Raw genomic sequence first — 18738 nt, 5'->3', positions numbered from 1 at the left:
GTCTAGGGAGCCGACGACCCTGCGCCCGGCCGTGCGACGCGATAGCGCCCGCAGAGGAAGCTGCGGTTGCGAGCCACCTCGATCAGTTCCAGATCGAGCCGCCGCGGCAACAGCGGGGCGCCGCTCCCGAGGGTCACCGGTGCGTACTGCACCCAGACCTCGTCCAGCAGCCCCGCGTCGGCGAACTGCCCGGCGAGGTCTCCCCCGCCGACCACCCAAAGATCCTTGCCACCCGCGGCGTCGAGCATCGCGCTGTGCACGTCGCGGATGTCGGCACTCGTCACCCGGACATCGGCCCCGGCCGGCACCGCAAGGTCACGATGCGACAGCACCCACGTGGGCTGCGTGTACGTCCAGCGGCCCTCCTCATGGCGCATGACCCACTCGAACGTGGATGCCCCCATCACCAGCGCACCGATGCTCTTCTCGAAGGCGGGGTACGCCATCGGACCCTCCATGTCGATGTCCTGGCTCAGCAGCCAGTCCAGGGAGTGCTCGGCAGTGGCGATGAAGCCGTCCAGGCTGGACGCGGTGAAGTAGTGAGTGGCCATACGCGCATGCTCGCACGGGCCACCGACATCGCGGTCAGTCCCGCAACAGGTCGGCGACGGCCACGGGTGGCGTCACCCACTCCAGCTCCGGGTAGCGCTTGAACCACGACACCTGTCGACGTGCATAGCGTCGCGTGAGAGCCTGCGTCTCGGCGATCGCCTCTTCGGCGGTGGAGCGACCGTCCAGCTGTGCGAGCGCCTGTGCGTATCCGATCGCCCGCGGGGCTGTCGTCCCGCGCTCCAGACCGCGGTCCCGCAGCCCGGCGACCTCGGCCACCAGGCCGTGCTCCCACATCCGACGCACACGCGCATCGAGGCGGGCGACGAGTTCGCCCCGATCCACGTGCAGCCCGATCAGACGCGTGTGCGGATACCAGAGCGTCGGCGTCTCGGGGAGGACGGCACCATGCGTCGCGCTCCCCTGCTCGATGATCTCGAGCGCGCGGATCACGCGTCTCCCGTTGCGCGGGTCCACTCGGGCCGCGACCCCCGGATCACGCTCACGCAACCGCTGGAGCAGGGACCCGACACCCTCGCGATCGAGTTCCTGCTCGAGACGCTCGCGGATGGCGGGGTCCCGGGGCGGGAAGTGGAACTCGTAGACGACGCTCGACACGTAGAGTCCCGATCCACCGACGAGGATCGCGTCCCCTCCCGCCGCGTGGATCTGCTGCACGGCCTCTCGTGCGAGCGGCTGATACCAGGCCACGGCAGCGTCCTGCGTCACCTCTCGCGCGTCGAAGAGGTGGTGCGGAATGCCGCGACGTTCGGCGACCGACAGCTTCGCGGTGCCGATGTCCATGCCGCGGTAGAGCTGCATGGCGTCGGCGTTGACGATCTCCGCCGGGTTGCCGCGCCGCCGGAGCTCCTCGGCGAGATCGAGCGCCAGATCGCTCTTCCCCGTGCCGGTCGCGCCGACGACGGCCCAGAGCCGAGGCGCGGTCACACTCCGACGCGGAGGGTCGGCAGGCCGAGGGAGACGGCGCGCGGAGCGCCGTCGCTCTGTGCCGGTACGGCGCACGACTCGGCCTGTCCCCGATCCCAGGCGTCGCCACCACGCGTCCGACGGATGCGGAGCGGGGCACCCGTCGGGTCGTCGGCGAGGAGGTGGAACGGCGCGGCGTGCGTCACCGTCACCGTGACGACATCCCCTGGGCGCGGCAGCTCGGACCCGGGAGTGACCTCGAAGTGCACGAGCCGGTTGTCCTGCGCCCGCCCGGTCAGGCGACGCGTCTCCGTGTCCTTCTTGCCTTCGCCCGTGGACACGAGAACCTCGACCTCCCGGCCGACCTGCTTCTGGTTCTCCTCGAGCGAGATGCGCTCCTGGAGCGCGATCAGCCGGTCATAGCGAGCCTGCACGACGTCCTTGGGCACCTGGTCCGGCATCGTGGCCGCAGGGGTGCCTTCGCGGATCGAGTACTGGAAGGTGAAGGCTCCGGAGAAGCGCGACTGCTCGACGACGCGCATCGTGTCCTCGAAGTCCTCCTCGGTCTCGCTGGGGAAGCCGACGATGATGTCGGTCGTGATGGCCGCGTGCGGGATGCGCTCGCGGACGCGGTCCAGGATGCCCAGGAAGCGCTCGCTGCGGTAGGAGCGACGCATCGCCTTGAGGATCCGGTCGCTCCCCGACTGCAGCGGCATGTGGAGCTGCGGCATGACGGCGGGCGTCTCCGCCATCGCGTCGATCACGTCGTCTGTGAAGGCGGCGGGATGCGGGCTCGTGAAGCGGATGCGCTCGAGCCCCTCGATCTCGCCGGCGGCGCGGAGGAGCTTTCCGAACGCCTGACGATCCCCGAACTCCACCCCGTAGGAGTTCACGTTCTGCCCGAGGAGCGTCACCTCGATGGCGCCGTCCTCCACCAGCAGACGGATCTCGTTGAGGATGTCGCCCGGGCGACGGTCCTTCTCCTTGCCCCGGAGGCTCGGGACGATGCAGAAGGTGCAGGTGTTGTTGCAGCCGACGGAGATCGACACCCAGCCGCTGTGCGCGGAGTCGCGCTTGGTGGGAAGCGTCGACGGGAAGACCTCGAGGGACTCGAGGATCTCGAGTTCGGCGTCACCGTTGTGGCGCGCGCGCTCCAAGAGGCCGGGCAAGGATCCCATGTTGTGCGTGCCGAAGACCACGTCGACCCAGGGGGCCTTGTCGAGCACGGCCTGCTTGTCCATCTGCGCCAGGCAGCCGCCGACGGCGATCTGCATCCCGGCCTTGCGGCGCTTGACGGCGGCCAGGTGCCCGAGCGTCCCGTAGAGCTTCCCGGCGGCGTTGTCCCGGACGGCGCAGGTGTTGATGATCACCACGTCGGCCTCGGCTCCGGCCTCGGCGCGGATGTAGCCAGCGCTCTCCAGGGATCCGGACAGACGCTCGGAGTCGTGGACGTTCATCTGGCAGCCGAAGGTGCGCACTTCGTAGGATCGCTGGCGCCCGTCATCGTCGACGGCCGCCGACGACGCGCTGATGATCGTCGGTTCACTGCGGGGGATAGTCATGATGCTCCCATTGTACGAGCGTCGCCGAGAGCAGATCGCGTGCGAACCGTCAGTCGGAATCCACGAACCGGACGCCGGAGACGCCCCCGCCGAACGAGGCTTCCCGCAGCGCCGTCTTCGCCGCGTTCATGGCGACCGATCCCCCGTACCCGCGGCGCGACAGCTGCCCGACCAACCGGCGGAGCGCCGCGTCGGGGTCGAGGCGTCCCATCGAACGCGCTTTGGTCCGGGCGAACTCCAGTGCCCGCTCCGCATCGTCGTCGGGCAGCTCGTCGAGCGCGGCGTCGATGACGTCACGAGGAATGCCCCGCTGCGCGAGCGCTCGAGACAGCGCGACCCGCCCCTGGCCCTTGCGTTCGACGCCGGACGTGACGAGGAGCTCGGCGAGCACGGCGTCGTCGAGGTATCCGCGCCGTACGAAGTCGTCGACCACGTCTTCGACGGCGTCCGTCGCAAGCCCGTGCCCTTTCAACACCAGCCGGGCCTCGGAGACGGACAGCGACCGCGTGCGGAGCTTCCGCACCAACGATTCCTCCGCCGTCGCTCGGATCTCCGCCGCCGAGGGGCCGTTCTCCGCGCTCTCGCCCCCGCCGGGCGATCGGGACGCATCGCCGACGGCGCGCAATGTGGTGGTCTTCCCGCCTCGGGAAGCGGCCCGCGCCGCGGCACCCCGGGCGGGGTGCCTCGCGCTGGGAGAACCGTCGTCGACCGACGGGGACCCTGCCGACGCGGGCTCGTGCCACGTCGAGCGCCAGAGTCCCGCCCCGTCCGCGGGCGGCCCCGACCGCGCAGGCGGCGCGGACGACGACTCGTCTGCACCGCCTGCGGCCGGATGCTCCGCACGCGTGGGTCCGCCGAAGAGAGGGATGATGGGGGCGATCCGCTCGGAATCGCCCCCACGCTGGTCACTCATCAGGCCGGGCGACGCTCGGCCAGCTCATCAGCACCCGGAGCCGCGGCCGGGCCGCCGATACCGAGCTTCTGCTTGATCTGACTCTCGATCGCCAGGGCGATGTCGGCGTTGTTGAGCAGGAACGTGCGCGCGTTCTCCTTGCCCTGGCCCAGCTGATCGCCGTCGTAGGTGTACCACGATCCCGACTTCTTGACGATGCCGTGCTCGACGCCGAAGTCGATCAGGCTGCCCTCGCGGGAGATGCCGACGCCGTAGAGGATGTCGAACTCCGCCTGCTTGAAGGGCGGGGCCATCTTGTTCTTGACGATCTTGACGCGGGTGCGGTTACCCACGGCGTCCGTGCCGTCCTTGAGCGTCTCGATGCGGCGGATGTCCATACGCACGGAGGCGTAGAACTTCAGCGCCTTACCACCGGCAGTGGTCTCCGGGGAGCCGAAGAACACGCCGATCTTCTCGCGCAGCTGGTTGATGAAGATCATCGTCGTATTCGTCTGGTTCAGGCCACCGGTGAGTTTCCGCAGCGCCTGCGACATGAGGCGGGCCTGGAGACCCACGTGGGAGTCTCCCATCTCGCCCTCGATCTCCGCACGCGGCACCAGGGCCGCCACCGAGTCGACGACGATGAGGTCGATGGCACCGGAGCGCACGAGCATGTCGGCGATCTCGAGAGCCTGCTCACCCGTGTCGGGCTGCGAGACGAGAAGGGCGTCGATGTCGACGCCGAGCTTCGCGGCGTAGTCGGGGTCGAGCGCATGCTCCGCGTCGATGAATGCCGCGATACCGCCGGCCCGCTGGGCGTTGGCGATGGCGTGCAGCGTCAGCGTCGTCTTACCCGAGGACTCCGGGCCGTAGATCTCGACGATGCGGCCACGCGGCAGACCTCCCACGCCGAGGGCGACGTCGAGGGCGATGGAGCCGGTGGGGATGACGGCCACAGGGGCACGCTCATCGCTGCCCAGCCGCATGACCGAGCCCTTTCCGAACTGGCGGTCGATCTGGGCGAGGGCGGTCTCGAGGGACTTCTCGCGGTCGGCGGGTGATGGCATGGTGTGCTCCTTCTGCGCGTGTGCTGCCGCCTGTAGGCTGTCGCGGCTCTTCCGGCGGAAGGAACTCTCCGACAAGGCGTATGGCTTTTCAGCCTGGACCTCACGGTACGGCGGGCCTCCGACATTGCGTCGAGGAGCCGCGGATCGTGGGGACCAGAACCGTCTGACCACTTGTGCAGAAGACTACGCCTGGTTCGAACAGATTTTCGACAACACGCCGGTCCGGCGTGTCGGACTTCCGCACACCCGGGAAGCCGCCGTCACCGGCCGCGCGGCTCCAGACGCCCCACGCCGTGGCGACGGGATTCGGGGACATCCATGTCGGCGCAGAGCGCGAGCCAGATGTCGCGCGGAGGTACCCCGGCTTCGAGAGCCTCGAGCGCCGTTCGTCCCCCCATGCCGGAGAGCACGAGGTCATTCACCAGAGAAGAGGCTCGGGTATGGAACTCGGCGTCGACGGCGCGCAGGAACTCACTGCGTCGCATAAGGGTGATCTCCGCGTGTCAGCGGAGCGAGAGCTCGGGCTCCACGGACGCGACCAGGTCGTCCGGAACGACGTCCGGGAAGACCTGGATGCCTTCGAGCACCGAGATGCGGTCCCCGACCTCGCGCATGATCGTGGAGATGGGGACGTCGAGCGCCTCTGCCACCGAGGCGAGGATCTCGCTCGAGGCCTCCTTCTGTCCGCGCTCGACCTCACTGAGATAACCGAGAGCGACGGATGCCTTGCTCGCGACCTGCCGGAGCGTCCGACCCTTCTGCAGACGGAAGTCCCTCAGCACGTCGCCGATCTCCTGTCGTACAAGAATCATCGGAACCTCCTCCGCAGTTCGTGAATCGAGGTCTCCCTCGAAGAGACGGCCAGTCTAGTCCTCCTGGCTTGCACAGAATCTACCCTTGCACTCTGTGGTTTAAATGTGAGCACATCCGTATCAACATGACGCGGCGGGTCGCTATTCCCGCAGCGCAGCAGCCAGCACGTCGAGGACCGCCGCGACCGTCTGTGCTCGCACCGCGTCGCGGTCCCCTTCGAAGCGGAACGGTCGGGTCCGGCTCACCGTCGGGGTGACCACGCCGATGTGGACGGTGCCCACGGGCTGCCCATCCGGGGACTCCGGGCCCGCGATCCCCGTGGTGGACACCCCGACATCGGCGGGGAGACCGTCCACCCCGACGGCCTCGCGCACTCCGGCAGCCATCTGCCGCGCGACCTCCGGGTGCACCGGTCCGTATCGCTCCAATAGCTCGGTGTCGACGCCGAGCAGCGTGTGCTTGACGGGGGTGGCGTAGGCGACGACGCCGCCGAGGAGCACCGCGGAGGCGCCGGGAACCGCGACGAGCGCCGCGCACACCGCACCGCCGGTGAGCGACTCCGCGACACCGAGGGTCCAGCCGCGCTCACGCAGAGCTTCCAGAGCCTCGGCCGGCGTCGTGCCGTTCATCGGCTCTGACGCGCGCCGCGCACCTGCGCGACGATGTAGTCGATCCCGCTGACGACGGTGAGCACGAGCACGATGACCATGAGGACGGTCGTCACGACGGTCCACGGGCCGAGCCCGATGAACACGTGCAGCGGCAGGAGAGCCCAGCCGAGGGCGACGCCCTGGAAGGCCGTCTTGATCTTGCCCATCCAGGCGGCCGCGACAACGTGCTCGCTCGCGACGACCAGCCGGTGGATGGTGATCCCCCACTCGCGGACGAGGATGATCACGACGATCCACCAGGAGACCTCGCCCAGGATCGCCAACCCGACGAATCCGGCGCCGGTGAGGAGCTTGTCCGCGATCGGATCCCAGAGCTTGCCGAAGTCGCTGACGATGTCGTAGCGACGTGCGAGGTAGCCGTCGACCCAGTCGGTCGAGATGGCGACGATGAAGAGGACGGCGGCGATCCAGCGCACGGTGAGATCGGCGAGGCCGTACGTCCCGCCGACGAGCAGGAGGACGAAGAACACCACGGCGAGCGGGATGCGCGCCACCGTGATGGCGTTGGGGAGCTGCCGAGGGATCGCCATCAGTCGCGTCCCGTCAGGCCCCAGGCGTCTTCGTCGCCCTCCGCTTCGACGACCGGCAGACCGTCGTACTGCGCCTCCAACGGATCCCGTTCGGCCGGCGGCACCGCTGCGGCGGCGGGCGCAGCCGGAGCCGCAGGAGCCGACGGAACGTCTTCGCCGCGGAGCTTCGCCATGACCTGCGGCAACTGCTCGGGGGTCGCGAGCACATCGCGCGCCTTCGAGCCCTCCGAGGGGCCGACGACCTCGCGCGACTCGAGGAGATCCATGAGGCGTCCGGCCTTGGCGAAGCCGACCCGCAGCTTGCGCTGCAGCATCGACGTCGATCCGAACTGCGAGGAGACGATGAGCTCGGCCGCCGCGAGCAGGAGCTCGAGGTTGTCGCCGATGTCCTCGTCGACCTCCTTCTTCTTCGTCGGCTCCATCGCCTCCTGGACGTCGGCACGGTACTCGGGACGCGCCTGACGCGTGACGTGCTTGACGACCGCGTCGATCTCCTTCTCGTCGACCCACGCACCCTGCAGTCGGAACGGCTTCGACGAGCCCATGGGCGAGAAGAGCGCATCACCCTGTCCGATGAGCTTGTCGGCGCCGGGGCTGTCGAGGATCACGCGGCTGTCGGTGACGCTCGTGACCGCGAACGCGAGACGGGACGGCACGTTCGCCTTGATGAGGCCGGTGACGACGTCGACGCTCGGGCGCTGCGTGGCGAGCACCAGGTGGATGCCGGAGGCGCGGGCGAGCTGCGTGATGCGGACGATCGAGTCCTCGACGTCGCGCGGGGCGACCATCATGAGGTCCGCGAGCTCGTCGACCACGACGAGGAGGTACGGGTACGGCTTGAGCACCCGTTCGCTGCCCGGGGGCACCTCCACCTCGCCCGCACGCACGGCGCGGTTGAAGTCGTCGATGTGGCGGAAGCCGAACGACGCGAGGTCGTCGTACCGCATGTCCATCTCCTTCACGACCCACTGCAGCGCCTCGGCGGCCTTCTTCGGGTTCGTGATGATGGGGGTGATCAGGTGCGGGACACCGGCGTAGCTCGTCAGCTCCACACGCTTCGGGTCGATGAGGACCATGCGCACGTCGGACGGGCGCGCCCGCATGAGCAGGCTCGTGATCATCGAGTTCACGAAGCTGGACTTACCGGACCCCGTCGAGCCCGCCACCAGGAGGTGCGGCATCTTCGCGAGGTTGGCGACGACGAAGTTGCCGCCCACGTCCTTGCCGACGCCGATCGTGAGCGGGTGCGTGCTCTTCTGCGCGGCCGCCGAGCGCAGCACGTCGCCGAGGGCGACCGTCTCGCGGTCGGTGTTCGGGATCTCGATGCCGATCGCGCTCTTGCCGGGGATCGGCGAGAGGATGCGTACGTCGTTGGAGGCGACCGCGTAGGCGAAGTTGTTGCTGAGCTGCAGGATCTTCTCGACCTTGACGCCGTGGCCGACCTCGACCTCGTACTGCGTGACCGTCGGACCGCGGGAGAAGCCGGTGACCTTGGCGTCGACCTTGAACTGGTCGAGGACGCTGGTGATCTGCTCGACGATGCGGTCGTTCGCCTCCGAGCGGGCCACCGAAGGCGGTCCCTCGGACAGCACGCCCGGCGACGGGAGGATGTAGGGGGCCACGGGGGCCTGCGGACCGCGGTCGCCGGGGCCCTCCGTGCCGAAGCCGTCCAGTCCGGGCAGCTCCGGCATCTCGCCGGTGTCCGACTCGTCGTCCAGCAGCGCGGTCGTCTGCTGCTCCGCGAGCGCGTCCGTCACGGAGCGCACGTCGCTGAGCACCTCGGTCGCCGCGTCGTACGGGTTCGCCACCGTCACGGCCTGGTCGTATGCCGGCGTGGCCTCCGTGGTGGACAGGAGCGCGGTGATGTCGTCGGACGCGAGCGTGCCCTCGTCGGGGTCTTCCTCGCGACCGGTCTTGTTGCGTCGCCACCAGGGCAGCACGTCCGGGTCGTCGACCTTGTCGGCCTCGTCGACCGCGGCCGCGGTGTCCTTCGCCGGCTTCTCCGGGCGCTCCGCGTCGAACATCCACGCGTAGAGGTCTCCCAGGCGGGCACCGATGCGGTTCGGCGGCGTCTTCGTGAGGATGAGGATGCTCAGGGCGGCGAGCAGCCCGAGGATGAGGTACGCCGGAATGTCGGTCAGGTACGTCAGGGGCTGCCCCACGAGCCATCCGAGCAGACCACCCGACTCGCTCAGCGCGGGCATGCCCTGGTTCGGGTGGGGACGAGGGCCGGCGACGTGGAAGATGCCCGCCAGAGCGAGCACGAACATCCCGAAGCCGATCCCGATGCGCCCGTTGTCGTGCACGGACGACGGGTGCCGGAACAGCCATCCCGCCAGGAGAAGCAGCAGCACCGGCATGATGAAGGCCACCCGACCGACGAAGAGCCCCACCGAGTAGGCGCTGATGTTCGCCGCGACCTCGTTGCCGATGAAGAACCACTCGTTGACGGCACCGAGCGCCGCCAGGATCACCAGCAGGAACGGGAATCCGTCCCTGCGGTCGTCCTTCTGCAGCGTCTCCGGCCCGAAGGCCCGGAAGAGTCCGCCGACGCCGTGCGCGAGCCCGTTCCATGCGCGCGCGGCGACGGGCGGCTTGTCCGCCTCGTCGATGTACTTCTTGGGTGCGGGCTGCGCCTTCGGAGCCGCCTGCCGCTTGGGGCGCGACGGGGCGCTCGTCGAGGCGCGCTCGGTCTTGGTGCTGCTCCTGGCCATGCCTCCACGGTACGACCCGCGACCGACATCTCCGCGTCACCACGCGGAACTCGACGATCACGGCGCGCGACGGCACGCCGTGATCGGAGGGTCAGGCCTCGATGACGAGAGGGACGATCATCGGGCGCCGACGCAGCTTCTGGTTCACCCAGCGGCCGATCGTCCGACGGACGACCTGCGACAGCGCGTGCGTGTCGCGCACACCGTTGCCGGACGCCTCCTTCAGCGCGGCGACGATCTTCGGAGCGACGTCGTCGAACACGGCGTCGTCCTCGGCGACGCCGCGCGCGTGGATCTCCGGCCCCGAGATGATGCGCCCGGTCGCGGCATCCACGACGACGATGACCGAGATGAACCCCTCCTCGCCGAGGATGCGGCGGTCCTTGAGATCGGCATCGGTGATCTCGCCGACGGTCGAGCCGTCGACGTAGACGAACCCGAGGTCGAGCTGCCCGGCCACCCGGGCGACGCCGTCTTTCAGGTCGATGACGGTGCCGTTGGAGGCGATGATCGTGTTCTGCTCGGGGATCCCGGTGTCCTGGGCGAGCTTGGCGTTGGCGATCAGGTGCCGGTACTCCCCGTGGACAGGGAGGACGTTCTTCGGCTTGAGGATGTTGTAGCAGTAGAGCAGCTCGCCGGCCGCGGCGTGCCCCGACACGTGCACCCGCGCGTTGGCCTTGTGCACGACGTTCGCGCCCAGCTTCGTGAGCCCGTCGATGACGCGGTAGACGGCGTTCTCGTTGCCCGGGATGAGGCTCGACGCCAGGATCACGGTGTCGCCCTCGCTCACCTCGATGGCGTGGTCCATGTTGGCCATGCGGCTCAGCACGGCCATCGGCTCGCCCTGCGAACCGGTCGACATGTAGACGATCTGCTCGTCCGGGAGGTCGCGTGCCTTCTTGAAGTCGATCAGGACGCCCGCCGGCACCTTGAGGTAGCCGAGCTGCTCCGCGATCGTCATGTTGCGGACCATGCTGCGGCCGAGGAACGCGACCCGACGCCCGTGCGCGTGCGCGGCGTCGATCACCTGCTGCACGCGGTGCACGTGGCTGGAGAAGCTCGCGACGATCACGCGGCGCGGAGCCTTGCCGATGACCTGGTCGAGGACCGGGCCGATGGAGCGCTCCGTGGGCGTGAAGCCGGGGACGTCGGCGTTGGTGGAGTCGACGAGGAAGAGGTCGACGCCCTCCTCCCCCAGGCGCGAGAACGCGCGCAGATCGGTGATGCGGCCGTCCAGGGGCAGCTGGTCCATCTTGAAGTCGCCGGTGGCGAGGGCCATGCCCGCGGGGGTGCGGATCGCGACGGCCAGCGCGTCCGGAATGGAGTGGTTCACCGCGACGAACTCGAGGTCGAACGGCCCGACCTTCTCGTGCTGGCCTTCCTTCACGGTCAGGGTGAAGGCCTTGATGCGGTGCTCCTTCAGCTTCGCCTCGACGAGGGCGAGCGTGAGTCCGGAGCCGATCAGCGGGATGTCGCTCTTCAGCCGCAGCAGGTACGGAACCGCCCCGATGTGGTCCTCGTGCCCGTGCGTCAGCACCACGCCCACGATGTCGTCGAGACGGTCACGGATCGGCTCGAAGTCGGGGAGGATGAGGTCGACGCCGGGCTGGTGCTCCTCCGGGAAGAGCACCCCGCAGTCCACGATGAGGATCTTGCCCGCGTACTCGAACACGGTCATGTTGCGACCGATCTCCCCCAGGCCGCCGATCGGGATGACCCGGAGCGTCCCTTCGTCGAGAGCGGACGGTTCGGCCAGGGGAATGGACATGCTGTCTCCTCAGTCGGACACTCCACGCGTCCGTTCGTTCAGGGTGACGCGGCTCAGCGCGTCGTGCCGTGCACCTTCGGCAGGGCGCCGCCCGCGGCCGCGTTGCGGTCGGGCCGGAAGTTCGAGAAGTCCGCCCCCGGCACGCCGCTGACGAGATCGAGCTCGTCCTCGATGAGGGCGGCCTCCCACTCCTCCGGGCCGACGAGGGGAAGGCGGACACGCGGACTGGAGATGCGGCCCAGCCCGTGCAGGATGTACTTCGCGGCGACCGTGCCGGGGACGTGCGTCATGACGGCCCGGACCAGCGGTTCCAGCCGCTTGTGCTCGGCGGTCGCGGTGGCGAGGTCGCCCCGGTTCACCGCATCGATGATGGTCCGGTACGGAGCGGCGGCGACGTTCGCCGTCACGCCGATGAGGCCGGTCGCCCCGATCGACAGGTGCGGCAGCACGTTCGCGTCGTCACCGGAGAAGTACATGAGGTCGGTCTGGTTGAGCACACGGCTCACCTCGGAGAAGTCGCCCTTGGCGTCCTTCACCGCGAGGATGTTCGGGTGCTTGGCGAGCCGGAGGATCGTCTCGTACTTGATCGGGACACCGGTCCGCCCGGGGATGTCGTACAGGATGACCGGCAGGTCGGTCGCATCGGCGACGAGCCGGAAGTGCGTGAGGATGCCCGCCTGCGTCGGCTTGTTGTAGTACGGCGTAACGATCATGATGCCGTCGGCACCGGCCTTCTCGCTGGCCTTGTACAGCTCGATGGCGTGCGCGGTCTCGTTCGATCCGCCACCCGTGATGATCTTCGCGCGTCCCGCCGAGACGGACTTGCCGACCTCGACGAGCTTGAGCTTCTCCGGGTCCGTCAGGGTCGAGGTCTCGCCGGTCGTTCCCGTCACGACGATGCCGTCCGCGCCTGCGGTGATCACGTCATCGATGTGCTTCTCGACGGCGGGCCAGTCGACTTCGCCGTCGGCCGTCATCGGAGTGACGAGCGCGACGAGAACCTGTCCGAAGGGGTTGCCCGAGTGCGTCATGCGTCCAGCGTATCGGGTCGGATGCCGCTGTCGCGGACGTGTCCGGTCCTCCTCCCCTGTCGGCCGTAGGCTCGCACCATGGGTTGGATCACGCACGCCTCACGCACGACCTACGAGAACGCCTGGATCCGCGTCCGCGAGGACGACGTCACCGGACCGGGTGGCCGGGGCGTCTACGGCGTCATGACGGTGCGGAACCCGGCGGTGTTCATCGTCGCGATGGACGCCGACGACCGGGTCTGCCTGGTCACCGTCGATCGCTACACGATCGGCCCGTCCGTCGAGGTGCCCGCCGGCGGCACTGACGGCGAGGACCCGCGTGCCGCCGCGGAACGCGAGCTCCTCGAGGAGTCCGGGTACCGGGCGCTCCGGTGGGAGCATCTGGGTACGACGCACGCGCTCGACGGCGTCGCGGAGGCCACGGAGCACGTCTTCCTGGCCCGGGAGATCGAGCGCGTCGACGATGCGGTCGACAGCCGCGCGGAAGAGGGCATCGACACCGTGGAGTGGGTGGCGTTCAGCGAGGTCCTGCGGATGATCGCCGACGGCCGCATCACGGACGGCGAGACGATCGCCGCCATCGCCCTCGCCGGGATCCGTCTCGGGAGGTTCCGCTGACGGCGGGTCAGACCCGACCCCGACGGGCGACCGCCGCGATGAGGGACCGAGGCAGCACCTTCGTCGCGGCCACGACGGCCTTGTAACGCACGGAGGGGATCGACACGGCCTTGCCCCGCGCCGCGTCGCGGAGCCCCTCGCGCACGACGTCTCGGGCATCGAGCCACAGGAAGGTCGGCACGCCCTCCTCGCCGACCGCGAGACCCATCCGCTCGTGGAAGGACGTGTGCGTGAAACCGGGACAGAGTGCCGTGACGCTCACGCCGTCCGGGCCGTAGGCGGTGTTCGCCCACCGGCTGAAGTCGATGAGCCAGGCCTTGCAGGCGGAGTACGTCGACCGTGAGATGAAACCGGCCACCGAGGCGACGTTGATGATCCGACCGCCCCGCCCCCGCATGGTCTGCAGGGCCGCGTGCATCAGGCGCATGGAGGCCTCGACGTGCACACGCAGATGCCGCACCTCGTCCTCGATGTCGTTGTCGGCGAACTGCAGCGGCAATCCGAAACCGGCGTTGTTCACGAGCAGGTCGATCGGATCGTCCCGATCACGGAGCCGAGCCGCGACGAGCTCGACGCCGACCTCCTCGGACAGATCGGCCGGGAGCACCTCGACAGCCACTCCCCACTCGCCGCGCAACTCCCCCGCGAGAGCCGAGAGCGACTCCTCCGAACGGGCCACGAGCACGAGGTCGGCGCGTCGACGTGCCAGCTGACGGGCGAACTCCGCGCCCAGCCCCGCGCTGGCTCCGGTGATCAGTGCGGTGGGCATCAGCGCTCGTACCTCAGGAAGCGATACCGGACGCCGGTGCGGGACGTCTGCCAGTCCCCCTCGTCCACCACTCGCCACCCGGTCTTGGGCGGAGCGAACGTGTCGCCGTCGACCGTGAGGTCGAGCTCGGTGACCTCGAGCCGGTCGGCGTCGGCGATCACCTGACGGAAGATCTCCGCACCGCCGATGATCCACACCTTCTCCTGGCCGCGTACGGCCTCGGACACCGTGGACGCACGGCGGGCGCCCTCCGCCGTCCAGTCCTGCTGGCGAGTCACGACGATGTTGTCGCGACCGGGCAGGGGGCGGAATCGCTCGGGCAGCGAGTCCCAGGTCTTGCGTCCCATGACGACCGGAGCGCCCTGCGTGGTCTCCTTGAAGTGCGCCAGATCCTCCGCCACGTACCAGGGCATGCCGCCCTCGGCGCCGATCACGCCTCCGGCGGCCTCGGCCCAGATGAGCCCCACCCAGGTCATACCGCCACCGCCGCCCTGATCGGTGCGTGGTGCTGGTAGTCCTCGAGGACGAAGTCCTCGAACCGGTAGTCGAGGATCGACTCCGGCTTCCGCGCGAAGCGCAGCGTCGGGTACGGGAAGGCCTCTCGCGTGAGCTGCTCGCGCACCTGCTCGACGTGGTTGTCGTAGACGTGGCAGTCCCCGCCGGTCCACACGAAGTCGCCGGGCTCCAGCCCCACCTGCTGCGCGATCATCATCGTCAGCAGCGCGTAGGAGGCGATGTTGAAGGGGACGCCGAGGAACATGTCGGCGCTGCGCTGGTAGAGCTGGCAGGAGAGCTTTCCGTCGGCGACGTAGAACTGGAACAGTGCGTGGCACGGTGCGAGGGCCATGTCCGGGATGTCAGCGGGATTCCAGGCGGAGACGAGCAGGCGCCGCGAGTCGGGTGTGCGCCGGATCTGCTCGATGACCTCGGTCAGCTGATCGATGCTGCCGCCGTCGGGAGTCGGCCAGGACCGCCACTGGACGCCGTACACCGGGCCGAGATCGCCGTCTGCATCCGCCCACTCGTCCCAGATAGAGACCCCGTTCTCCTGCAGCCAGCGGACGTTGGAGTCGCCGCGCAGGAACCACAGCAGCTCGTACGCGATGGACTTGAAGTGCACGCGCTTCGTGGTGATGAGGGGGAAGCCCTCCGCGAGATCGAAGCGGATCTGCCGCCCGAACACGCTCGTGGTCCCGGTCCCGGTGCGATCGCTCTTGTGCGTGCCCGTCTCGAGCACGTCGCGGAGCAGGTCTTCGTACGGAGTCGGGACAGCGGCGCTCATGGTTGTCAGGATACCCGCCCCGCTCCCGGCGGAGGCGGTGGCCGTGACGCGATCCGCACGTCACGGACCGAAACATCGCGACGCTTCTGCGGTCACGGCTCTAGCCTCGAAGGATGTCCCCCGCGCTCGCTCTCGCCGCCCTGGCCGCGCTTCTGGTGCTCGCCACCGTGGTCGGGCTCGTGCTCCGCGGGAGAGAGGGTCGCCGCCGCGACGGCGGCGACCTGCGGTTCGATCCCGCTGATGCGGAGGGCGCGGCGCTGGGGGCCGCGGCGACGCTCGTGCAGTTCAGCACGGAGACCTGCGCCCGCTGCCCCCAGGTGCGTCGTCTTCTCGGCTCCTTTGCGTCCGAGGACGCCGGCCTCGCGCACATCGAGGTCGATCTCACGCACCGCCCGGATCTCTCGGCGCGCTACCGTGTGCTGCAGACTCCGACCACCTTCGTGCTCGACGCCACCGGGCGCGTCAGGGCCCGGTGCGCGGGCATACCCGCTCGCGAGAGCCTGACCCACGCCCTCGCCGCCGTCTGAGACCCCGTCTGGAGCAGATGATGACGCCTCCCCCCGGAATCGATCCGCGCGGGCCCCGCTTCGCCGCCGGGATCACCGCACTCCTGCTCGCCGTCGCGACGTTCCTGGCCCTCATCGGGATCTCCACCGCGCGGACCACCGATGGCTGGTTCGCGCTCACGGCGTCGTCGGAGTTCGCGTTCATCGGAGGAGGCGGGTGGGCGGTCTCCGCCGCGGGGCCGGTCGCGCGTGTCCTCGACCCGGGCTTCCTCCTCGCCACACTGATCGCGCTCCTGTTCCTCTGGGGCGTCGTCTCTCCCGCCACCGCACCGTGGGGCGTCCTCTACCGCCGCCTCGTCCGTCCGCGCCTCGCGCCGCCCGCCGAGCTGGAGGATCCCCGTCCCCCGCGGTTCGCCCAGGGCGTGGGTCTCGTCGTCGTGGGACTCGGCCTCCTGCTCCACCTCGCCGGGGTGCCGTGGGCCCTTCCGATCGCCACCGCCGCCGCGTTCCTCGCCGCCTTCCTCAACGCCGTGTTCGGACTGTGCCTCGGGTGCCAGCTCTACCTCCTGCTGCAGCGCGTCGGGCTCACCGGCCGACCGCGCCGCGCCGCCTGACGCCGGTTCCCGAAGGCCCGGTCGCTCGGTAGGCTGACGAGCAAGCGACGTCGCTCCCCCGGTGGCGTCAGAACCGGAGGAACCATGCCCGTCACCAGTGAAGCCGCCGCCACCTGGACCGGATCGCTCACGGAGGGTTCCGGCACGGTCGCCTTCTCCTCCTCGCATCTGGGGACGTTCCCGATCGACTGGAAGTCGCGCAGCGAGGGCAGCGACACGACCACGACGCCGGAGGAGCTCATCGCCGCGGCCCATGCCTCCTGCTTCAGCATGGCGCTCTCGCACGCACTCGCCGAGAACGGCACGCCCCCGGAGCGCGTCGACACCAGCGCCTCGGTCACCTTCAAGCCGGGCGTCGGCATCACCGGCAGCCACCTCAACGTCAACGCGACGGTGCCAGGTCTGACCGCGGAGAAGTTCCAGGAGATCGCCGAGGGGGCGAAGACCGGTTGCCCGGTGTCCCAGGCTCTCGCGGGCATCGAGATCACGCTCGAGGCGACTCTCGCCTGAGCCGCGTGGACGTCAGGCGCGGGAGAGGCTGATCGCCTGTCGGATGCTCGCCCTGGCGTCCTTACGGCGTCCCGCCGCGTCCTGCACAACGCCGAGACGGTAGCGCGCCCGCCAGTCGGTGGGCGCCGCGTCCGCCTCCGCCGTGTAGCGCGCGACGAGCGCGTCGGCATCCTTGCGGGCGATGCGTCCGCTGGGCGTGAGCTCGGTCTCTACGGGCGGCATACCGCCCTCGGCGTCGAGCAGGCGTCCCAGACGGTCGGCACCGAACCCGAAGAGCATCTCGCGCACCAGCGCCCACCCGCCCACGGGTGCGAGCACGAGGAGCGTGATGCCCATCCCGATGGAGACAGGCGTGCCCACGGCGAGGAACATGACGGCGAGCCAGCCCGCCACCACGAGGTAGAGCAGGAGGGCCGCGGCCATCAGCCCGACCCCGATCCGCGACATCACGAGCGGATGCCGATGTCGAGCATGTTCTCCAGGCCCACCACGACGCCGGTGGCGGTGGCCGCATAGGGCACGGCCAGGCGGATCCCCGGCGCATACGCCAGGCCCGGGTCGGTGGTGTCATGCGTGAAGGTCAGCGACTCCCCCGGACCGGACAGGATCACCTCCTGCTTGGCGATCACCCCGGGGCGGCGGAGCGAGTGGATGGGCACGCTGCCGACCTGCTGACCTCGGGCGCGCTGATCGGCATGCGGCGCACTCACCGGACCCTGCGTCGCGCGCGCGGCGGCGATGAGCTCCGCCGTGCGGACGGCTGTCCCGCTGGGCGAGTCCACCTTCGTCTCCCGGTGTGCCTCGACGATCTCGACCGAGCCGAAGTAGGGCGCGGCGGCCGCCGCGAGGGCCGAGCCGAGAACGGAGCCGAGGGAGAAGTTCGGGATGAACACCGCTCCCGTGTCGGCGGCTTCGACGAGCGGCCGGACGAGGGCGATCCGCTCCGCCGACCAGCCGGAGGTGGCCACGAGGATGTTGAGCCCGTGCTCTACGGCCGTGCGCACCACGTCGATGCTGACCTGCGGGGTTGAGGCATCGATCACGAGGTCGGCGCCCGCGAGCTCCGACAGGTCGCTCGCCGACGTCAGCACCCGGCTCACCTCGAAGCCCTCGAGCTCCTCGATCACCGCAGCGATGATCGTCCCGAGCTTTCCGGTCCCGCCGACGAGGGCTACCTTCGTGGTCATGCGTCCAGTCTATTTCCGGGCGTCGGCCGGGGGTCGCGGCGCGCGGAGGCGTCGATCAGACCAGCAGCGCGTCCGGGATGCCCGTCCGCAGCTCCATCGGAAGATGGCCGGTGTCGTTGTGCGTGAGCAGGGTCCATGGCCGTCCCTGCTTCTGCGCGATCACCGTCAACCCGCAGTGCGACTGGTTCAGGGTCATCCAGCGCCAGTCCGGTGCGGCGAGCACCTCGCGCACGAACCACGAGATCACGAAGTTGTGGGTGATGAGCACCTCGTGCACGTCGCCGGTCTTCCGCACGAGGAACTCGTTGACGGCATCGGACATCTGCGCGCGGCCCGCCTCGATCTCCGCCTCGGTCACGGAGCCGAAGAAGGGCTCGAACACGGCCGGCGTCTCCTCCGTCATCCCCGTCGGCACGCAGTCGAAGAGCAGAGCGGAGGGCTCCGGATCCACGGAGGGGAGTCGGCCGGCGATCGCTCGCGCCGTCTCCGCGGCGCGGAGGAGCGGCGAATGCCAGACGGCGTCGAGCGGGAGGCCGGACAGGCGATCCGCGATGAGCTCCGCCTGCCGCTGACCGCGCGGGGAGAGGGGTCCGTCGGCGAGGCCGTGCTCGGCATCCTGATGTTCACCGTGTCTGACCAGATATATGTAGTGCGTCACAACTCGCTCGCTCGCCTCGTCGCCAGCATCCGCCGGTCTTCCTCTTCCACCCTATGTCACGGGCGCCGCG

22 protein-coding genes are annotated in these 18738 nt (G+C 69.5%); 4 read left to right on the top strand and 18 right to left on the bottom strand.

Translation table 11 applies throughout. From position 1 onward, the window contains the following. Nucleotides 1-2 precede the first annotated feature (2 nt). The 12 genes from IZR02_RS06970 to dapA all read right to left on the bottom strand — a co-directional run bounded on the left by IZR02_RS06970 (nucleotide 3) and on the right by dapA (nucleotide 12524). The gene (locus tag IZR02_RS06970) at nucleotides 3-551 is read right to left on the bottom strand and encodes a dihydrofolate reductase family protein (protein ID WP_025103233.1); all 549 of its coding nucleotides are present in this window, start codon (nucleotides 549-551) and stop codon (nucleotides 3-5) included. A 34-nt stretch (nucleotides 552-585) separates the two neighbouring features. Continuing rightward, nucleotides 586-1497: a tRNA (adenosine(37)-N6)-dimethylallyltransferase MiaA gene (miaA, locus tag IZR02_RS06965; RefSeq protein WP_025103232.1), complete on the bottom strand. Its 912-nt coding sequence runs from the start codon at nucleotides 1495-1497 to the stop codon at nucleotides 586-588. Beyond that, nucleotides 1494-3038 (bottom strand): tRNA (N6-isopentenyl adenosine(37)-C2)-methylthiotransferase MiaB, encoded by a 1545-nt coding sequence (miaB, locus tag IZR02_RS06960; protein ID WP_025103231.1) that lies wholly within the window; start codon nucleotides 3036-3038, stop codon nucleotides 1494-1496. Before miaB ends, miaA begins: the two co-directional genes overlap by 4 nt. A gap of 49 nt (nucleotides 3039-3087) precedes the next feature. After that, a complete protein-coding gene (locus IZR02_RS17880) occupies nucleotides 3088-3561 on the bottom strand; it encodes a regulatory protein RecX (protein WP_231729436.1) in 474 nt (157 codons plus the stop codon). Nucleotides 3562-3950: 389 nt separating this feature from the next. Next, nucleotides 3951-4997, bottom strand: coding sequence for a recombinase RecA (gene recA / locus IZR02_RS06950; protein WP_025103229.1), 1047 nt, complete (start codon nucleotides 4995-4997; stop codon nucleotides 3951-3953). A 260-nt stretch (nucleotides 4998-5257) separates the two neighbouring features. Further along, on the bottom strand, nucleotides 5258-5482 hold the full coding sequence (locus IZR02_RS06945; RefSeq protein ID WP_025103228.1) for a DUF3046 domain-containing protein: 225 nt from the start codon (nucleotides 5480-5482) through the stop codon (nucleotides 5258-5260). Between the two features lie 18 nt (nucleotides 5483-5500). Further along, a complete protein-coding gene (locus tag IZR02_RS06940; RefSeq protein ID WP_025103227.1) occupies nucleotides 5501-5809 on the bottom strand; it encodes a helix-turn-helix domain-containing protein in 309 nt (102 codons plus the stop codon). Between the two features lie 141 nt (nucleotides 5810-5950). After that, a complete protein-coding gene (locus IZR02_RS06935) occupies nucleotides 5951-6439 on the bottom strand; it encodes a CinA family protein (RefSeq protein ID WP_062766565.1) in 489 nt (162 codons plus the stop codon). Further along, nucleotides 6436-7011, bottom strand: coding sequence for a CDP-diacylglycerol--glycerol-3-phosphate 3-phosphatidyltransferase (gene pgsA / locus IZR02_RS06930; protein ID WP_025103225.1), 576 nt, complete (start codon nucleotides 7009-7011; stop codon nucleotides 6436-6438). The genes IZR02_RS06935 and pgsA overlap by 4 nt, the downstream gene beginning before the upstream one ends. Then, on the bottom strand, nucleotides 7011-9725 hold the full coding sequence (locus tag IZR02_RS06925; RefSeq protein ID WP_062766562.1) for an FtsK/SpoIIIE family DNA translocase: 2715 nt from the start codon (nucleotides 9723-9725) through the stop codon (nucleotides 7011-7013). Before IZR02_RS06925 ends, pgsA begins: the two co-directional genes overlap by 1 nt. 91 nt (nucleotides 9726-9816) lie before the next feature. Beyond that, the gene (locus IZR02_RS06920; protein ID WP_025103223.1) at nucleotides 9817-11493 is read right to left on the bottom strand and encodes a ribonuclease J; all 1677 of its coding nucleotides are present in this window, start codon (nucleotides 11491-11493) and stop codon (nucleotides 9817-9819) included. 53 nt (nucleotides 11494-11546) lie between these two features. Continuing rightward, nucleotides 11547-12524, bottom strand: a complete 978-nt coding sequence (gene dapA, locus IZR02_RS06915; protein WP_025103222.1) for a 4-hydroxy-tetrahydrodipicolinate synthase — start codon at nucleotides 12522-12524, stop codon at nucleotides 11547-11549. A gap of 78 nt (nucleotides 12525-12602) precedes the next feature. On the opposite strand from dapA, the gene IZR02_RS06910 reads away from it, so the two are divergent. Continuing rightward, nucleotides 12603-13142 (top strand): NUDIX domain-containing protein, encoded by a 540-nt coding sequence (locus tag IZR02_RS06910; protein ID WP_025103221.1) that lies wholly within the window; start codon nucleotides 12603-12605, stop codon nucleotides 13140-13142. A gap of 7 nt (nucleotides 13143-13149) precedes the next feature. On the opposite strand, the gene IZR02_RS06905 is transcribed toward IZR02_RS06910, so the two are convergent. The 3 genes from IZR02_RS06905 to IZR02_RS06895 are packed head-to-tail and all read right to left on the bottom strand — an operon-like array spanning nucleotide 13150 to nucleotide 15193. After that, a complete protein-coding gene (locus IZR02_RS06905; RefSeq protein ID WP_025103220.1) occupies nucleotides 13150-13911 on the bottom strand; it encodes an SDR family NAD(P)-dependent oxidoreductase in 762 nt (253 codons plus the stop codon). Further along, on the bottom strand, nucleotides 13911-14387 hold the full coding sequence (locus IZR02_RS06900) for a dihydrofolate reductase (RefSeq protein ID WP_025103219.1): 477 nt from the start codon (nucleotides 14385-14387) through the stop codon (nucleotides 13911-13913). The genes IZR02_RS06905 and IZR02_RS06900 overlap by 1 nt, the downstream gene beginning before the upstream one ends. Further along, nucleotides 14384-15193 carry a thymidylate synthase gene (locus IZR02_RS06895; RefSeq protein ID WP_025103218.1) on the bottom strand — a complete coding sequence of 270 codons (810 nt, stop codon included), beginning with the start codon at nucleotides 15191-15193 and terminating at the stop codon, nucleotides 14384-14386. Before IZR02_RS06895 ends, IZR02_RS06900 begins: the two co-directional genes overlap by 4 nt. Before the next feature lie 113 nt (nucleotides 15194-15306). Here IZR02_RS06895 and IZR02_RS06890 point away from each other — a divergent pair, with 113 nt between their 5' ends. From IZR02_RS06890 to IZR02_RS06880, 3 genes are all read left to right on the top strand, one after another. Beyond that, nucleotides 15307-15720 (top strand): TlpA family protein disulfide reductase, encoded by a 414-nt coding sequence (locus IZR02_RS06890; protein WP_217316586.1) that lies wholly within the window; start codon nucleotides 15307-15309, stop codon nucleotides 15718-15720. Between the two features lie 20 nt (nucleotides 15721-15740). Continuing rightward, nucleotides 15741-16313, top strand: a complete 573-nt coding sequence (locus tag IZR02_RS06885) for a DUF4395 family protein (RefSeq protein ID WP_025103216.1) — start codon at nucleotides 15741-15743, stop codon at nucleotides 16311-16313. 84 nt (nucleotides 16314-16397) lie between these two features. Beyond that, nucleotides 16398-16823, top strand: a complete 426-nt coding sequence (locus IZR02_RS06880; protein WP_025103215.1) for an OsmC family peroxiredoxin — start codon at nucleotides 16398-16400, stop codon at nucleotides 16821-16823. A 12-nt stretch (nucleotides 16824-16835) separates the two neighbouring features. On the opposite strand, the gene IZR02_RS06875 is transcribed toward IZR02_RS06880, so the two are convergent. Genes IZR02_RS06875 through IZR02_RS06865 form a run of 3 tightly spaced genes read right to left on the bottom strand, consistent with a single transcriptional unit; the run spans nucleotide 16836 to nucleotide 18668 of the window. Next, on the bottom strand, nucleotides 16836-17270 hold the full coding sequence (locus tag IZR02_RS06875) for a hypothetical protein (RefSeq protein WP_029989217.1): 435 nt from the start codon (nucleotides 17268-17270) through the stop codon (nucleotides 16836-16838). Next, nucleotides 17270-18010: a 4-hydroxy-tetrahydrodipicolinate reductase gene (dapB, locus tag IZR02_RS06870; protein WP_025103213.1), complete on the bottom strand. Its 741-nt coding sequence runs from the start codon at nucleotides 18008-18010 to the stop codon at nucleotides 17270-17272. The genes IZR02_RS06875 and dapB overlap by 1 nt, the downstream gene beginning before the upstream one ends. Nucleotides 18011-18065: 55 nt before the next feature. Then, complete coding sequence (locus tag IZR02_RS06865) at nucleotides 18066-18668, bottom strand: histidine phosphatase family protein (RefSeq protein ID WP_025103212.1); 603 nt, start codon at nucleotides 18666-18668, stop codon at nucleotides 18066-18068. Between the last annotated feature and the right edge of the window lie 70 nt (nucleotides 18669-18738).

The sequence above is a fragment of the Microbacterium paraoxydans genome (genome assembly GCF_019056515.1).
Taxonomy (GTDB): domain Bacteria; phylum Actinomycetota; class Actinomycetes; order Actinomycetales; family Microbacteriaceae; genus Microbacterium.
This window is presented reverse-complemented; position numbering and strand designations above follow the sequence as displayed.

Bases quoted from the DNA above. Each gene is read 5' to 3' on its own strand.
- IZR02_RS06970 (WP_025103233.1), bottom strand. From the start codon at position 551: ATGGCCACTCACTACTTCACCGCGTCCAGCCTGGACGGCTTCATCGCC.
- miaB (WP_025103231.1), bottom strand. From the start codon at position 3,038: ATGACTATCCCCCGCAGTGAACCGACGATCATCAGCGCGTCGTCGGCG.
- recA (WP_025103229.1), bottom strand. From the start codon at position 4,997: ATGCCATCACCCGCCGACCGCGAGAAGTCCCTCGAGACCGCCCTCGCC.
- IZR02_RS06945 (WP_025103228.1), bottom strand. From the start codon at position 5,482: ATGCGACGCAGTGAGTTCCTGCGCGCCGTCGACGCCGAGTTCCATACC.
- IZR02_RS06940 (WP_025103227.1), bottom strand. From the start codon at position 5,809: ATGATTCTTGTACGACAGGAGATCGGCGACGTGCTGAGGGACTTCCGT.
- IZR02_RS06935 (WP_062766565.1), bottom strand. From the start codon at position 6,439: ATGAACGGCACGACGCCGGCCGAGGCTCTGGAAGCTCTGCGTGAGCGC.
- pgsA (WP_025103225.1), bottom strand. From the start codon at position 7,011: ATGGCGATCCCTCGGCAGCTCCCCAACGCCATCACGGTGGCGCGCATC.
- IZR02_RS06925 (WP_062766562.1), bottom strand. From the start codon at position 9,725: ATGGCCAGGAGCAGCACCAAGACCGAGCGCGCCTCGACGAGCGCCCCG.
- IZR02_RS06920 (WP_025103223.1), bottom strand. From the start codon at position 11,493: ATGTCCATTCCCCTGGCCGAACCGTCCGCTCTCGACGAAGGGACGCTC.
- dapA (WP_025103222.1), bottom strand. From the start codon at position 12,524: ATGACGCACTCGGGCAACCCCTTCGGACAGGTTCTCGTCGCGCTCGTC.
- IZR02_RS06910 (WP_025103221.1), top strand. From the start codon at position 12,603: ATGGGTTGGATCACGCACGCCTCACGCACGACCTACGAGAACGCCTGG.
- IZR02_RS06905 (WP_025103220.1), bottom strand. From the start codon at position 13,911: ATGCCCACCGCACTGATCACCGGAGCCAGCGCGGGGCTGGGCGCGGAG.
- IZR02_RS06900 (WP_025103219.1), bottom strand. From the start codon at position 14,387: ATGACCTGGGTGGGGCTCATCTGGGCCGAGGCCGCCGGAGGCGTGATC.
- IZR02_RS06895 (WP_025103218.1), bottom strand. From the start codon at position 15,193: ATGAGCGCCGCTGTCCCGACTCCGTACGAAGACCTGCTCCGCGACGTG.
- IZR02_RS06890 (WP_217316586.1), top strand. From the start codon at position 15,307: ATGTCCCCCGCGCTCGCTCTCGCCGCCCTGGCCGCGCTTCTGGTGCTC.
- IZR02_RS06885 (WP_025103216.1), top strand. From the start codon at position 15,741: ATGACGCCTCCCCCCGGAATCGATCCGCGCGGGCCCCGCTTCGCCGCC.
- IZR02_RS06880 (WP_025103215.1), top strand. From the start codon at position 16,398: ATGCCCGTCACCAGTGAAGCCGCCGCCACCTGGACCGGATCGCTCACG.
- IZR02_RS06875 (WP_029989217.1), bottom strand. From the start codon at position 17,270: ATGTCGCGGATCGGGGTCGGGCTGATGGCCGCGGCCCTCCTGCTCTAC.
- dapB (WP_025103213.1), bottom strand. From the start codon at position 18,010: ATGACCACGAAGGTAGCCCTCGTCGGCGGGACCGGAAAGCTCGGGACG.